The sequence below is a fragment of the Guopingia tenuis genome, from assembly GCF_014384805.1.
Taxonomy (GTDB): domain Bacteria; phylum Bacillota; class Clostridia; order Christensenellales; family Christensenellaceae; genus Guopingia; species Guopingia tenuis.
In genome coordinates this window covers 1-13,193 of record NZ_JACRSS010000005.1, presented here as the reverse complement: position 1 = coordinate 13,193, position 13,193 = coordinate 1, and the positions used below count along the sequence as shown (strand labels likewise).

The window sequence follows — 13,193 nt, the reverse complement described above, 5'->3', positions numbered from 1 at the left end:
CCAGGGGCCGCCGGACGCACATCAATCTCAAAAGGTCAGCTTGGGAAAGATCCCCTTAAGAGCTATATATGCCTCGGAAAACACCGGCAGGATCTCCCGGAACCGGGCCGTATTTTCCGGAATCGGATCGATGGTTTTGGTGATTTTCATGATCTTGCGTGCCTGCTGCATATCCTTATAGATGCCCACGCCATAGCCCGCCGCAACCGCCGCGCCCAGGGAACCCACGATATCCGAAACGTCCGTCAGAAGAATCTGCGCTTCAAAGAGATCCGCCAGCGTCTGCTGCACCACCGGACTGTTGGCGCCGCCGCCCGTGACGATGATCTTTTTGGGCATCTTATCCGAAATGTTTTCCTTCAAAATATTATAGATCAGGCCCATATTCATGGCCACGCCTTCAAACACCGCCCGCTTCATGTCGTTTGCCGTGTGTTTCATGGTCAGACCCACAAAGGCGCCCTTGGCATGGGCATCCCAGTGCGGCGCCCGCTCCCCCTGCAAATAGGGCAGGAACAGAAGCCCGTTGGATCCCAGCGGCGATTTCAGTGAATTTTCGTTGATATAGGTATAGCGGCTCACGCCCTCTGCTTTGGAGCGGGCCAGCTCCTCGTGGCATAAATTATCCCGCATCCAGGCAACCGAGGCGCCAAAGGCCTGCATCGTCCCGCTCACGGTGACAGTCCCCGGGATCAGCGAATTCCAGGAAACGATCCGCTGTTGCTCATCGGCAATGGGATAATCCATCATGACGCCGATAAAAGCCGAAGTTCCCAAATTGCAGCTGATCTCTCCCACCGACGCACAGCCCGCGCCCACCGCGCACATATGCCCGTCGCCGCCGCCCAGAACCACCGGGGTTCCCGCCGCCAGCCCGCATTCCTCGGCTGCCTGCGGCGTCACCTCGCCAACGACCTCCAGGCCGCTGCGGACCTCCGGAAATTTATCCAGCTCCAAACCGGCCGCCTGGATCAGATCCTCCGCCCAGCAGCAGTTGACCGCGTCAAAAGCCAGAGTCCCCGAGGCGTCGGAATAGTCGGTCATGAATTTTCCCGTGAGCTTTAAAACGATATAATCCTTGGAATTCAGGGTCTTATAGGTTTTTTTATAGATTTCCGGCTGATGGTCCCGCACCCACATGAGCTTGGTGATGGTGTGGGAGGCAGATAAACGGTGTCCGGTTTTGCGGTAAAACGCATCCCGGCCATAGACCTCTTCAATGTATTTTTCCTCTTGCACCGAACGGGTATCCGCCCAGATGATCGAACTTCTCAGCGGCCGGCCCTCCCGGTCGATGCAAGCGCAGCCCATCTGCTGCCCGCCAAAGGACACGGCGGCAATGCTCTTTTTATCCACCAGCTTTGCCATTTCCCGCGTCGTCTCGCAGACCGCCCGCCACCAGTCCTCCGGGTGCTGCTCCACAACGCCGCCCCGGTCATAGTGGGTGGGATATTCCCCAAGGATGCTGCCAATAAGCGTTCCATCTTCGGCAAACAGCGTCGCCTTATCGCCGCTGGTGCCAATGTCATGCGCCAACAGATACCGCATCGTCAAATCCTCCTCTATTATTCCATTTTATTTCCTGAATTGCTGTTCTCTGCCCATGAAAAGCCCGGTCCCCTCCGGGCAGGCTGGACTATGATAATTTGCCTTTGAATCTGTTGCTCTCATTATAGCACATTTTTGTGAAAACACAATCGATATTTACATTTTTTCTTAAAATATTTTTCTAGACTTATCATTCCAACAAAAAAGAGGCGAATTCGATGTTCGCCTCTTCATGTCTTTTCTGCATTTATGTTTTCGGGTGCAAAAACCAAAGCCGTCCCTTATGCGTGCAGCTTGGGGAACACGGGCACCAGGGCGTCATAGGCCTCCTGGAACACGCCGATGATCTCCTTAAACCGCCGGACATTTTCCTCGATGGGATGCACGGTCTCGGTGACCGTAAAGAATTTGCGGGCCATATCCATGGATTTATATTCGCCGATGGCATACCCCGCAACGACCGCCGCACCCAGGGAACCCACTTCGTCCGAAACGTTGGTGAGAAGCATATCCATGTTGAAGATATCCGCCATAGTCTGGCTGACGATTTTGCTCTTGGCCGCGCCGCCGGTCAGCACCAGCTGTTTCGGCATGGGGATGGTCGCCCGATCCTTGATGATGTTGTGGATCAAGCCCAGGTTCAGGGCAATGCCCTCATAGACCGCGCGCTTCATATCGTTGACGGTATGCTTCATGGTCAGGCCCACAAACACGCCCTTGGCATCCGCGTTCCAGTGAGGCGCCCGCTCTCCCTGCAAATAGGGCAGGAACAGAAGGCCGTTGGCACCCACCGGTGACTTGGCCGCATTGGCGTTGATAAAGCTGAACTCCCCTTTTCCGGTTTCCTTGCTCTTGGCGATCTCGTCAAAACAAAGGTTGTCGTGCATCCAGGTGATGGAAGCGCCCGCCGCCTGCATGGTGCCCGTGGCGCTCACCAGCCCGGGGATGACATGGGCAAAGTTGATGACCCGGCGGGTGGGGTCATCCAGCGGCTCATTCATGCAAAGAGTATCAAAGGCCGAGGTTCCGATGTTCACAGCCTCGTCTCCCTGGGCCACAACGCCCATGCCCACCCGGCAGCAGGGGCCGTCGCCGCCGCCCAGAACCACCGGCGTGCCCGGCAAAAGGCCGCATTCTTCCGACGCTGCCCGGGTCACCTCACCCACCACCGAATTGCCCGGCCGAATCTCGGCAAATTTTTCCGGATCCAGGCCCGCCGTTTCGATGAGGCCGGTCGCCCAGCATTTTTTGCGGATATCGAAGGCCATGGTGCTGGAGGCGTCGGAATAGTCCGTCATATATTTGCCCGTCAGCTTCATGACGATGAAGTCCTTGCAGTTGAGAGTTTTATAGGTATTTTGATAGATTTCCGGCTGGTTTTCCTTGACCCACATGAACTTGGTCAGAGAATAATAGGGGCTTTCCCGGTGCCCGCTGGTGTAATACAGCTCCTTTTCGCCATAAGCCGCCGCCAGCTGCTCCATCTGCTTTTTCGAGCGGCCGTCTGCCCAGATGATGGAATTGCGCAGCGGATTCCCGTTTTTATCGATGCAGGTGCAGCCCATCATCTGTCCGCCAAAAGTGATGGCGGCAATCGCCTTTTTATCGATCCCCTGCAAAATCTCCTGGGTGCGGTCACAGACGCATTTCCACCAGTCCAGCGGGTTTTGTTCCACCGCCCCGTTTTCTCCAAAATAGGTGGGGTAATCGCCGTGAACGCTCTTCACCACTTTTCCATCCAGGGTAAACAAAACTGCCTTGTCCCCGCTGGTTCCCATGTCATGCGCCAAAATGTACTTGCTCATATGCCGTTCCTCTCTTTGTATTTTTCACGAAAACAAAAGGTTTTTTAAAATGTAAGGGGTTACATTTCCCCTAAAACTATAAGTGGCAGGAGCTTTTTGCACGAACCTCGATGCCACTTCTAATTTTACCATATCACAGTTTTTCCGATCTTGCAACCCTGTTTTGCAAGAAAAAATCACTCTTTTCTTTCATAAAACATATGCTGCAGGATATTCCGTCCGGTCTGCGTCCGAAAAACCTTTTCCCGGATAGAATCCACCTGTTTTCTGCTGAATTCCCCTTCAAAAATATTCACAAGGAAATCCGCCTCCAGAAGAATGCGATGGTCGATTTTCTCCACACCCGTGATGGTATGGTGATGGGCGATAAGCCAGCAGACGCGGTCGATCATCTCCGCATCCTGCCCCAGCCGTTTCATGATTTCGGTTGCCGGAGCCGGCCCCTCCACCTGCTGATGGCGTCCGGAGCTGGAATGATATTTGATGAGCGACGGCTTGATGCCAATATCGTGCATCACACTGGCCATTTCCAAAATATTCAGCGTCCGCTCATCCAGGCCCTCCATTTCCCCAATTGCCTTGGCAAAGGAATGCACCTTCAAAAAGTGGTTGATCCGCTGGGGATTGCCGCTCTCATACTGGATCATCTCCATGATTGCCTGCGAAACATTTGTTTTCATTGTTTTTCCTCTTTTCCTCGCATTTTCTATCCCTGTTTTTATGGTATCACATCCCACGCGCCGCCGCAAGATGATTTGACCGCAGCCATCCTGGCTGTAATAATATAAGTACATTTCTATCCGTCCTTTTCAAACCATAATAAGGGAGATTCTTTTATGAAACAGAACGCAAAAAAACTTGTTCTCGCTCCTTCTCTTATCAGCCTGGACGACTGCAATATGGTGGGGCTGACCTCCAGTCTGGAAAAATGCGGCTTTGACACCCTGCATGTGGATATCATCGACGGCTATTTTTCCCCGGATATGCCTCTGGGCGTCACATCCGTCGTGCGGCTGGCTCCCAAAACCGGGCTGAAGTTCGACGTACATCTCATGGTGAACGACAATCACTTTTTCGTGGATGAAATGCTCAAGGCAAATCCGCACCAGATGTGCTTCCATCTGGAAACCGAGCCGCATCCGGACATGCTGCTTTCGCATATCCGCCGCCACGGCGTCCGGGCAGGGGTCGCTCTCAAACCCTCTACCCCGCTCTGCCAGCTGGACTATATCCTGGAACGCTGCGATTTCATCATGATCATGCTCATCAATCCCGGATATGCCCATATTCCCGGCGAAACGAAAGTTCCTTATGCCGCCCGGAAGGTGGCCGAATTGAAGAAAATGATCGATCGCCGCGGCCTGAACACGGAAATTGAAATCGATGGGCGCGTTTCCCTGGAGGATGTGGAGGCCTATGCAAAATTGGGCGTCACTCACTTTGTGTGTGGTTCCAGCTGTTTCCAGAAAAACCAAACCATGGAGGAAAACGCCAAGCGGATCCTCGCCTTTAAGGAAAATCTGGAAAAGCAGCTATAAGAGCAAAAGGGCAACAGTTAGACGCCTGATAAGGCAATATCCCTATATCGTGTATTCTTGCACGCTCTGCTATTCTTTCAGCCCTGCCGGCTTCTCCTTCCTATCGTTATTCTGGTGTTAAGAAGGCATGGGAGAAAAAAACGGCTGCTGTGCCGGAGGATATATGCAATGGATGGCTCGCCGGAGCGGTGTATCACGAATGAGAGCTTTTCCGTCTGGTATTGCCAAGATACAACAACACCATTTATAAAGAAGCAGCATCGGTTGTTTCCCTTTGCGATGCGCTGCTCTCAAACCGCAGTATCCCTCTTTTTGTTCCCCCTTTAAAATATGGGGGAATTCCCGGGTGCTATAGCCATTTCTTTGCGGTGATCTGCCGCGGCACCAATGGGATATTCTTTGTCTGTTTTCTTTTAAAAGAGTGCAGGCGGGATCAAGAAAGGAGAAGTTCTATGGATTACAAAGCATTATACGATGAAAAGCGCAGCATGGTGCTGGCAGAGCTGAATGCCGCATTGGCGGGTGTGGACGCGAGCCAGGTAGGCGCCTTGATTGATGCGCTGGAAAGTGCGGAGAAGGTTTTCTTTGTGGGCGTGGGGCGCGTGATGCTGAGCCTGCAGGCCATTGCGAAACGCCTCAAGCATCTGGGCTTTGATACGTATGTGGTAGGCGAAACCACGGAGCCTCCCATCGGTGAAAAGGATCTTCTCATCGTGGGCTCGGGCAGCGGCTCCACGCTGGTTCCCTCGGGTCTGGCCAAAAAGGCCAAGGGCTTTGTCGCGAAAATCGCCCATATCGGGTGCATCCCGGATAATCCCATTTCCCCCATCACCGACGTTTTCGTGCGCATCCCCTGCAAGAATAAAAAGGCAATGGACGATGTCGTCCCCTCCAAGCAGCCCATGACCACGCTCTTTGAGCAGTGCGTCCTGCTGTTGGGGGGATATTGTCGCCGTCATGATCCTGGCGAAACGGGGCGTAGAGGTCACGGAGGATCTCTGGTTTGGACACGCCAATCTGGAATAGCTCTTTTTAGTGCCCGAGGATACACGTTTTCAAATGTAGCAGCAAAAAGCGCCCGGCAAATATGCCGGGCGCTTTGGTTTGGCCCTCATACTTTAAACGGCAGTGCTGCCCGGAAATCCCTTTCCGGGGTATACAAGACCGCTGCCACATGTTTTGAAAATTTCGGGCTGCGGTCATAGCAATCCGCAATAACCTCCTCCCAGGAGGGCAAAGTAGAGCCTATCTCCTGACATGCGGGACTTCCTCCGTTTAAAAAAACTCCAACCCATGGAATCTTTTCCTATAACTTCTTTTACGGCCGGACTTCTTCACCCCGGAAGAAATGCATGGCCAGCTCGAGAGATTTGTTCCAGAAAGGCCATTCATGGGCGCCCTTCCATTCCAGATAGGTGTGGCCGTATCCCGCCTCCTCCAGGGCTTTGCGGAATTTCGCATTGCCTTGATAGAGAAAATCCTCGGTGCCGCAGGTTTGAAGCAGCCGGGGGCGGTCCGGGTTCTTTGCCTGTTCGCGTCCCAGGCGGAAAACATCATTTAAGTCTTTTTCCGCATAATCCGGGCCAAAGATCGCCACAACGTCCTTATAATCGCCGTTCTGATCGGCAAAATCCCCTTCGGTTTTCTCCTTCAGGAAATCGCCGACGACCCATTCGGTATCCACGCCGCCGGAAAAACAGCCGATGCCGCCAAAATTCTCCGGCTTGCTGAAGCCGATCTTGCAGGCGCCGTAGCCGCCCATGGAGAGACCGGCAATAAACGTATTCTCCTTCCCCTGCGGAATGCGGAACATTTTGTTCACCAGCTCGGGCAGTTCCTCCGCAATATAGGTGAAATATTTGGGGCCATAGGCCATATCCGTATAAAAACTGCGCTGCACTTCAGGCATGATGAGGATATAGTTGTTCACCATGGCCAGATATTCCGCGTTGGTCAGCCGGGCCCAGCCGGTTGCGCTGTCCGTCAGCCCATGGAGAAGATAGAGCACCTTCGTCTCCTTATAAGGGGAAACGACGTTGAAGGGAACATCCGGAAAAATCACACAAAGCTGAGTATCCAGCTTCAGGGCATGGGAATAGATATCGCCTCGAAACAGTGCCATAAAAGTTTCCTCCTTTTTTAGTCTTGGTCAAATTCGCCGCCCCGCAGCGGGATCACGGCAAAATGAATAAACCGCAGGATATCCATGAAGTCCTTGGAGCAGAGGCGGACCGTAAAGTTATCCAGCCGCTCTGCACCGGGATAATAGGACATATTAAACGCCTGGGCATGGGCATGGAAGCGCATGCGCATATCAAATTCCTCCGGCAGCGGTACGATCAGCTTGCTGAAATCGCCCTCCAGCGCCTCCTGCACCTTCTCGCGGATCTTTCTCACGACGATATTGGGGTGCTGCGCCACCACTGCGCGCCCGCCCTGCAATTCAAAGGTGGAAACCGTGGTGATGCCGGGCATCACGTCCTCGGCCTCATCGCAGGCGCCCTTATCCCCGCTCAGGAATACGACGGGAACGTTGTTATAGGAAGCCATCAGGGCGGAAAGGGTAAATTCGCTCATATTCACGCCGTTGATAGTGAACACCTCCAGCGCGTCCGTAAAGGTATGGGCCACATTGGTATCCCGGGAATGCCGGCCGCTATGGGAGGCGACAAAGATCGCCGCATCGTATTTATCATCCTGAATGCCGCCCATCATCACATAGGGGTCATGGGGTACGCCGCGGCTCAAAAAGATCCTTTCATCCTCCGGCAGGTCTGTCGGGATAATATTGCAGCCCAGATAATGCGAATCCCGGACCAAAATTTTCTCCGCTCCGGCGGCCAGAGCGCCCTCACAGGCCGCCGACACTTCCCGGCCCAGCTGCTTTTGAAAATAAGGGAACCAGGACTTCCCGGGCATCATGTCATGGATAAAGGCAACGCCGCAGCAGCCCTCAATATCCGCGCTCAAAAACACTTTCATTTTTAATTCCTCCATTGTTGCATGTATAGTTTGAAGCTGGGGAAAATCCCCCAAACAATATGACCTTTTCATTGGGAAAAACATTCATAAAAGATGATGCTATTGTATCACTCTCCCCCGAAGAATGCAATGCGAAAAGCAAAACAAAAAACGGCTTTCGCCGTTTTCTGCTCTCTATAAAACAGGCTTGTCCGCCACGTCGTATTCTGCCGGGCCGCCCTGGGCGCGTCCCAGCCGGGTCATTTCATCCCGCAGATAATTTTTTATGCGCTCCCGCTCCTCGGCAAAATCCGCCTCCGGGCGGAACACAGTGGGCTTTCCCACCTGTATCGTGTGGTTAAACCGGCAGGCAAACACGGGATAAAACCGCAGGCACTGGCCGGTTTTTCGATAATACCTCCGGGCCACGTAGACAAACCCAGAGGAAAAATCCTCGTTATATTCGGAATAGGGCGTCCGGTTTTCCGGGAAAATCACCACGTTCTTCCCTTCTCTCAGGGTTTGAACACTCTTTTGAATGGTGACATGGGCATTATCGTTAAAATGGGCCGGAATCGCTTCCACGCCGCAGAAAATCACCTTTGCCAGCGGCGCCAGCAGATAGGAAAGCACCCAAAACAGCCCCTTGGAAAAAGGGTTTTTCGGATGCCAGAAATCCATCCGGGAAAAGGCCGGAAAGGTTTTCATAAAGCAGACCTGATCGATCACCCAGGGCCGGAACGGCCGCGGAAAATTGGTCACCATAACCACAGGGCCATAGGCCCCTGCATGATTTGCGCAATAAATGGCCGCCTCTCCCGGCGGGGGCTCCTCCTGCCAGCAGGTTTTATGTTTGGGAAAGACCAGCCGGCCGATGGCCAGAATGCCTCGGAAGAAAAGATGCGGATGCTTCCATGCTGCATATCGTTTTGTCGTCGAGTAATATCTTTTTTTCTTCTTTTGCATGTAAATCCCAAGGGCTGCGCCGCTTAGAATACCAGATGGAACACCGTTTGATCCAGGATCACCAGGATCCCCAGAATTCCAACATAGATGGCGAAGCCATATAATTTCTTTTTACGGATAAGGTTGAGCATAAAACGGATCGCCAGGAAACCGGACACCGCCGCAAACAACATACCCACAATCGTGGGCAGAACTGCGATCTGTCCCACGCCGGTTTTAATCAGGTCATATCCCTGAAGCACCAGCGACCCCAATATCACCGGAATGCTCATGAGGAAGGAAAAGCGCGCGGCCAGATTGCGGTCTATACCCGAAAACAGACCGCCCACCAGCGTGGAACCGGATCGAGAGATGCCCGGCATAATAGCCACAGCCTGCACACATCCCATGATAACCGCATCCCGGTACTTTACATTATTACGCCGCTTTTGATACCGCTTTTCTACCCATTCCGCCGCCACCAAAAGAATCGCCGTTACGATAAAGCCATATCCCAGATATTGGCCCTCAAAAGAACCCTCAAAGAAGTCTTTAAATAATAAAGTTGCCACTACTGCGGGCACGGTTGCCACAAGGATCAGTCCCGTGAGCTTCTGCACCGGCTTTTTCAGAATGCTCACAACATCCTGCCAGAACACCACCAACACAGCAACCAGCGTTCCCACATGCAGCATGGTGTCAAAAAATATCATATCTCCCTGAGAATTGAAAATATTTTGAAACAGCACCAGGTGTCCGCTGCTGGATACCGGCAAAAACTCTGTCAATCCCTGAACAATTCCCAAAACGATGGCCTCTAATATACCCATAGACTCCTCCTTGCAATTCTTTTTTGAGTCTTCCCTTCCATTTTTCAAACAACTAAAAGACATTATAGCAATAAAATCCCAAAGGGACAACCTTTTTCTCAAGACACGGCCGGTTTCTTTTCTTGCGAAACCTCCCATATCCATATATAATAGGAAGCAGATAATTTATACCAGAGGGGATCTGTCACCATGAAACTTGGAGTAGTCGGCCTGCCCAACGTAGGCAAGAGCACATTATTTAACGCAATTACACAGGCTGGAGCAGCCAGCGCCAACTATCCGTTTTGCACCATCGAGCCCAACGTGGGCATCGTGAGCGTTCCGGATGCGCGGCTTGACTATCTGGCTTCTATATACCATCCCGAAAAATTTACACCCGCCACCATCGAATTTGTGGATATTGCTGGACTTGTCAAAGGAGCCAGCAAGGGCGAAGGATTGGGCAACAAATTTCTTTCCCATATCCGGGAGGTAGACGCCATTGTTCAGGTGGTGCGCTGCTTTGAGGATGAAAACATCACCCATGTGGACGGCAGTGTAAACCCGGTGCGGGATGTGGAAACCATCAATTTTGAGCTGATCTTTGCGGATATGGAAACAGTATCCAAACGACTCCAGCGCTCGGAAAAAATGATCAAAACCGGCGACAAAAAATATGCCGTTGAGGTCGATGCACTAAAGCGCGTGTATGCTGCTCTGGAAAGCGGCCAGCCCGCCCGCAGCGTGGCACTGGAAAAAGAGGAACAGGAGCTTTTGCGGGATCTCTTCCTGCTGACGGATAAGCCCATAATCTATGTGGCCAACATCGCAGAGAGCGATCTCGGAGAGGATGTGGATAATCTTCCTCTGGTCAAGCAGCTCCGGGAATATGTCGAGCCGCAGGGCGCCGAAGTGATGGCGGTTTCCGCCAAGGTGGAGGAAGAACTCTCCGGGCTGGAAAGTGAAGAAAAGGCCATGTTTATGGAGGAATTGGGAATCGCGGAATCCGGCCTTTCCAAGCTGGTGAAAAAATCCTATTCCCTTTTGGGCCTCATCAGTTATCTCACGGCGGGAAAGCCCGAGGTCCGCGCCTGGACGATTACCAAAGGCACGAAGGCTCCCCAGGCTGCTGGCAAAATCCATTCGGACTTTGAGCGCGGCTTCATCAAGGCCGAGGTCATCGCTTTTGACGCCTTGAAGGAGCTGGGCGGAGATATGCAGACGGCGAGGGAAAAGGGCCTGATTCGCCAGGAGGGCAAGGAATATGTGATGCAGGATGGCGATATCGTCCTGTTCAAATTCAATGTATAACAAAAAGAAGGGAAAACCGATGAATATTGAGGAATTGACGGCCCAATATTATTTGGAAAAGGACTGCAACTGCGCGGAAACTGTTCTACATGCCGCCAACGACGCCTATCAGCTGGGTCTTGACGACAACGCCATGAAGGTGATCGGCGGCTTTGGCGGTGGCTGCGGCTGCGGCCATCTCTGCGGCGCGGTGGCCGGCGCCATCGGTGCTATTGGGAAAATGCGCATAGCCCAGCAGGCTCACGGTTCGGATGTCGGCAAGGTATGCGCGGAATATATGCAGAAATACCGGGAAAAGATGGGAAGTACCCTATGCAGTGAGCTAAAGCCCAAATACAATGTGGATGAGACGCGCTGTCTGCCCGTGTGTCTCGCAGCAGTCCGGCTTCTGGACGAAATCGTTTCCAAACAAAAATAGGGTAAGGATCTGGGCAACGTTTCCCATTGGAAACGTTGCCTTTTCGTTCCCCATTTTTTATTCCTGCTCAGTAAAAAACATGGTCTCTGAAAAGAGCACACATCCCTTTCCCCGCGTTGTTCTCCGCTATATCCCAGCATCTAAGCGGCATCACCCGGCTGCTTTCCTACATCGCTATATAAAAAATGCTTGCTAACTTTAGCAAGCATTTTTGTCTTTTCAAACTTCGTTGGGAGACTGCAGGATCTTAAAGGCAAGCTCAGTAAAGGCCCGAAAGGCGGAAGGCAAAGCATATTCCCCAGCCAGTTCCTCCGGCCCCACCCATGTAAAGGAACCCTCCGGGCTGTCCGGCTTTAAGACAGCCAAAATTCCTGCCATATGCCATTCTATATGGGAAAAGACATGCTTGGCAGGGGGAAGCATTTCCCACATTTTCAGCGACAGTCCCTGCGCCTCGGCCCATTGCTGCACTTCCTCGCCCGGGAGCTTTCCCTCTGCCGAAGGAAATTCCCATAGCCCGGCAAGCAATCCCGTTTCAGGGCGCTTTTGTAGCGCCACGCGGCCTTGGCGAATCAGCAGGACGACAGTCCGCTCTTCTATGCGGCGGGGCTTCGCCTTGGCCTTGACTGGCAGCAGTTCGGTGATCCCCCGCTCCCGTGCCAGGCAAAATTTCCGGGCAGGACATTCTTCACACCGCGCCTTTCCGGGGATACAGACCAGAGCCCCCAGCTCCATAAGCGCCTGATTAAAATCCCCGGGACAATCTGCCGGAATCACCTGCTCTAAAAGCTCACGGAATCTCTTTTTCACTTTATCCTGCAAAATATTCGCATCACTGGCCAGAATCCGTGATAAGACCCGCAGGACATTTCCATCCACGGCAGGCACAGGAACGCCAAAGGCAATGGAGGCCACGGCGCCCGCGGTATATTCTCCCACACCGGGCAGGGAAAGGATGGCCGCATAATCCGCCGGCATGTTCCCGCCATATTTCTCCACAATGATCTGAGCAGCCTTTTTCATGTTCCGTACCCGGCTGTAGTATCCCAAACCCTCCCAAAGCTTCATCAGCGTTTCTTCTTCCGCTTCTGCCAGGGATGAGAAATCCGGCAGCCGCTCCACAAATCGGAGGAAATAAGGCTTTCCCGCCTCAATACGCGTCTGCTGCAGCATGATTTCTGAAACCCACACCCGATAGGGAGAAGGATCGTCCCGCCAGGGCAGTTTCCGGGCGTTTTCCCGATACCATTGAACCAGCGGCCCGGGAATTTTTCGGAGTCGCTCTAAATCTTGATCTCTATTTACTTCCTTTGCGTTATTTTTCAATATTCCTTTCCTCTGCCTATAGTAACAAAAATTGTATATTCTTTAACTTTTCTTTTGCATCAAAATCAGCGTCTTTGAAAAGCTTGTTGTTTGAATCTAGTCCCATGTCCTTCCACAATCCGTTTTTTCTTGCTTCTTTCTCTATTTGATCTTTCTGATCGCGCCATTTTTCCAACATTGGTTTTGCTTCCCTGCTGGCTTCTTCTCTATTCATTCCTCCACCGCCCATATCCAACACAAATTCTTTCGCGTTTTTTGTCACGGACGTATGATTCTTCAAATCAAATGAAGTGTATCATGGAGGACTGGCAGCGTCAAGCAGAAAAAGCGAGATGGGTGCTCCATTAAATTTTTCCATAAAAGCAAAAAACCCTCCGGTTTAGACCAAAGGATTCCTCGCTCAAAGCTATAAATTAGATACCGGCAGCTACCTATCCTCCCGGGCCGTCACCAGCCAAGTACTTTCGGCGTATAAGAGCTTAACTTCTGTGTTCGGGATGGGAACAGGTGTACCTCTTAGCTATCGCCACCG

At 52.3% G+C, this 13,193-nt stretch carries 13 protein-coding genes and 1 rRNA gene; 4 read left to right on the top strand and 10 right to left on the bottom strand.

The genetic code is table 11. The annotated features are described in order from the left end of the window. Positions 1-27 precede the first annotated feature (27 nt). The 3 genes from xylB (H8693_RS09155) to H8693_RS09145 all read right to left on the bottom strand — a co-directional run bounded on the left by xylB (H8693_RS09155) (position 28) and on the right by H8693_RS09145 (position 4,033). Entirely contained in the window at positions 28-1,548 is a 1,521-nt protein-coding gene (xylB, locus tag H8693_RS09155) for a xylulokinase (RefSeq protein WP_249280713.1), read from the bottom strand. A gap of 281 nt (positions 1,549-1,829) precedes the next feature. Further along, positions 1,830-3,353 carry a xylulokinase gene (xylB, locus tag H8693_RS09150; RefSeq protein WP_249280712.1) on the bottom strand — a complete coding sequence of 508 codons (1,524 nt, stop codon included), beginning with the start codon at positions 3,351-3,353 and terminating at the stop codon, positions 1,830-1,832. Between the two features lie 176 nt (positions 3,354-3,529). Then, positions 3,530-4,033 (bottom strand): HD domain-containing protein, encoded by a 504-nt coding sequence (locus H8693_RS09145; protein WP_249280711.1) that lies wholly within the window; start codon positions 4,031-4,033, stop codon positions 3,530-3,532. A gap of 156 nt (positions 4,034-4,189) precedes the next feature. On the opposite strand from H8693_RS09145, the gene H8693_RS09140 reads away from it, so the two are divergent. Together H8693_RS09140 and H8693_RS09135 are read left to right on the top strand one after the other, a co-directional pair. After that, the gene (locus tag H8693_RS09140; protein ID WP_249280710.1) at positions 4,190-4,891 is read left to right on the top strand and encodes a ribulose-phosphate 3-epimerase; all 702 of its coding nucleotides are present in this window, start codon (positions 4,190-4,192) and stop codon (positions 4,889-4,891) included. A gap of 452 nt (positions 4,892-5,343) precedes the next feature. Next, positions 5,344-6,096, top strand: a complete 753-nt coding sequence (locus H8693_RS09135) for an SIS domain-containing protein (RefSeq protein ID WP_249280709.1) — start codon at positions 5,344-5,346, stop codon at positions 6,094-6,096. 113 nt (positions 6,097-6,209) lie between these two features. On the opposite strand, the gene H8693_RS09130 is transcribed toward H8693_RS09135, so the two are convergent. The 4 genes from H8693_RS09130 to H8693_RS09115 all read right to left on the bottom strand — a co-directional run bounded on the left by H8693_RS09130 (position 6,210) and on the right by H8693_RS09115 (position 9,627). Further along, positions 6,210-7,013 (bottom strand): alpha/beta hydrolase, encoded by an 804-nt coding sequence (locus H8693_RS09130; protein WP_249280708.1) that lies wholly within the window; start codon positions 7,011-7,013, stop codon positions 6,210-6,212. Between the two features lie 17 nt (positions 7,014-7,030). Then, positions 7,031-7,873 (bottom strand): M55 family metallopeptidase, encoded by an 843-nt coding sequence (locus H8693_RS09125; RefSeq protein ID WP_249280707.1) that lies wholly within the window; start codon positions 7,871-7,873, stop codon positions 7,031-7,033. 174 nt (positions 7,874-8,047) lie between these two features. Next, entirely contained in the window at positions 8,048-8,818 is a 771-nt protein-coding gene (locus tag H8693_RS09120) for a lysophospholipid acyltransferase family protein (protein WP_249280706.1), read from the bottom strand. 23 nt (positions 8,819-8,841) lie between these two features. After that, positions 8,842-9,627, bottom strand: a complete 786-nt coding sequence (locus H8693_RS09115) for an undecaprenyl-diphosphate phosphatase (protein WP_249280705.1) — start codon at positions 9,625-9,627, stop codon at positions 8,842-8,844. A gap of 189 nt (positions 9,628-9,816) precedes the next feature. On the opposite strand from H8693_RS09115, the gene ychF reads away from it, so the two are divergent. Further along, positions 9,817-10,917, top strand: coding sequence for a redox-regulated ATPase YchF (gene ychF, locus H8693_RS09110; protein WP_249280704.1), 1,101 nt, complete (start codon positions 9,817-9,819; stop codon positions 10,915-10,917). Positions 10,918-10,936: 19 nt separating this feature from the next. After that, entirely contained in the window at positions 10,937-11,335 is a 399-nt protein-coding gene (locus tag H8693_RS09105; RefSeq protein WP_249280703.1) for a C-GCAxxG-C-C family (seleno)protein, read from the top strand. 219 nt (positions 11,336-11,554) lie between these two features. On the opposite strand, the gene mutY is transcribed toward H8693_RS09105, so the two are convergent. From mutY to rrf, 3 genes are all read right to left on the bottom strand, one after another. After that, positions 11,555-12,661, bottom strand: a complete 1,107-nt coding sequence (gene mutY / locus H8693_RS09100) for an A/G-specific adenine glycosylase (protein WP_249280702.1) — start codon at positions 12,659-12,661, stop codon at positions 11,555-11,557. Positions 12,662-12,677: 16 nt separating this feature from the next. Then, positions 12,678-12,875, bottom strand: a complete 198-nt coding sequence (locus H8693_RS09095; protein WP_249280701.1) for a hypothetical protein — start codon at positions 12,873-12,875, stop codon at positions 12,678-12,680. A 204-nt stretch (positions 12,876-13,079) separates the two neighbouring features. Continuing rightward, positions 13,080-13,193 (bottom strand): 5S ribosomal RNA (gene rrf, locus H8693_RS09090); the annotation flags it as partial.

Bases quoted from the DNA above. Each gene is read 5' to 3' on its own strand.
- H8693_RS09120 (WP_249280706.1), bottom strand. From the start codon at position 8,818: ATGCAAAAGAAGAAAAAAAGATATTACTCGACGACAAAACGATATGCA.
- H8693_RS09115 (WP_249280705.1), bottom strand. From the start codon at position 9,627: ATGGGTATATTAGAGGCCATCGTTTTGGGAATTGTTCAGGGATTGACA.
- H8693_RS09095 (WP_249280701.1), bottom strand. From the start codon at position 12,875: ATGAATAGAGAAGAAGCCAGCAGGGAAGCAAAACCAATGTTGGAAAAA.
- H8693_RS09140 (WP_249280710.1), top strand. From the start codon at position 4,190: ATGAAACAGAACGCAAAAAAACTTGTTCTCGCTCCTTCTCTTATCAGC.
- H8693_RS09105 (WP_249280703.1), top strand. From the start codon at position 10,937: ATGAATATTGAGGAATTGACGGCCCAATATTATTTGGAAAAGGACTGC.
- ychF (WP_249280704.1), top strand. From the start codon at position 9,817: ATGAAACTTGGAGTAGTCGGCCTGCCCAACGTAGGCAAGAGCACATTA.
- H8693_RS09130 (WP_249280708.1), bottom strand. From the start codon at position 7,013: ATGGCACTGTTTCGAGGCGATATCTATTCCCATGCCCTGAAGCTGGAT.
- xylB (WP_249280713.1), bottom strand. From the start codon at position 1,548: ATGCGGTATCTGTTGGCGCATGACATTGGCACCAGCGGCGATAAGGCG.
- H8693_RS09135 (WP_249280709.1), top strand. From the start codon at position 5,344: ATGGATTACAAAGCATTATACGATGAAAAGCGCAGCATGGTGCTGGCA.
- H8693_RS09125 (WP_249280707.1), bottom strand. From the start codon at position 7,873: ATGAAAGTGTTTTTGAGCGCGGATATTGAGGGCTGCTGCGGCGTTGCC.
- xylB (WP_249280712.1), bottom strand. From the start codon at position 3,353: ATGAGCAAGTACATTTTGGCGCATGACATGGGAACCAGCGGGGACAAG.
- H8693_RS09145 (WP_249280711.1), bottom strand. From the start codon at position 4,033: ATGAAAACAAATGTTTCGCAGGCAATCATGGAGATGATCCAGTATGAG.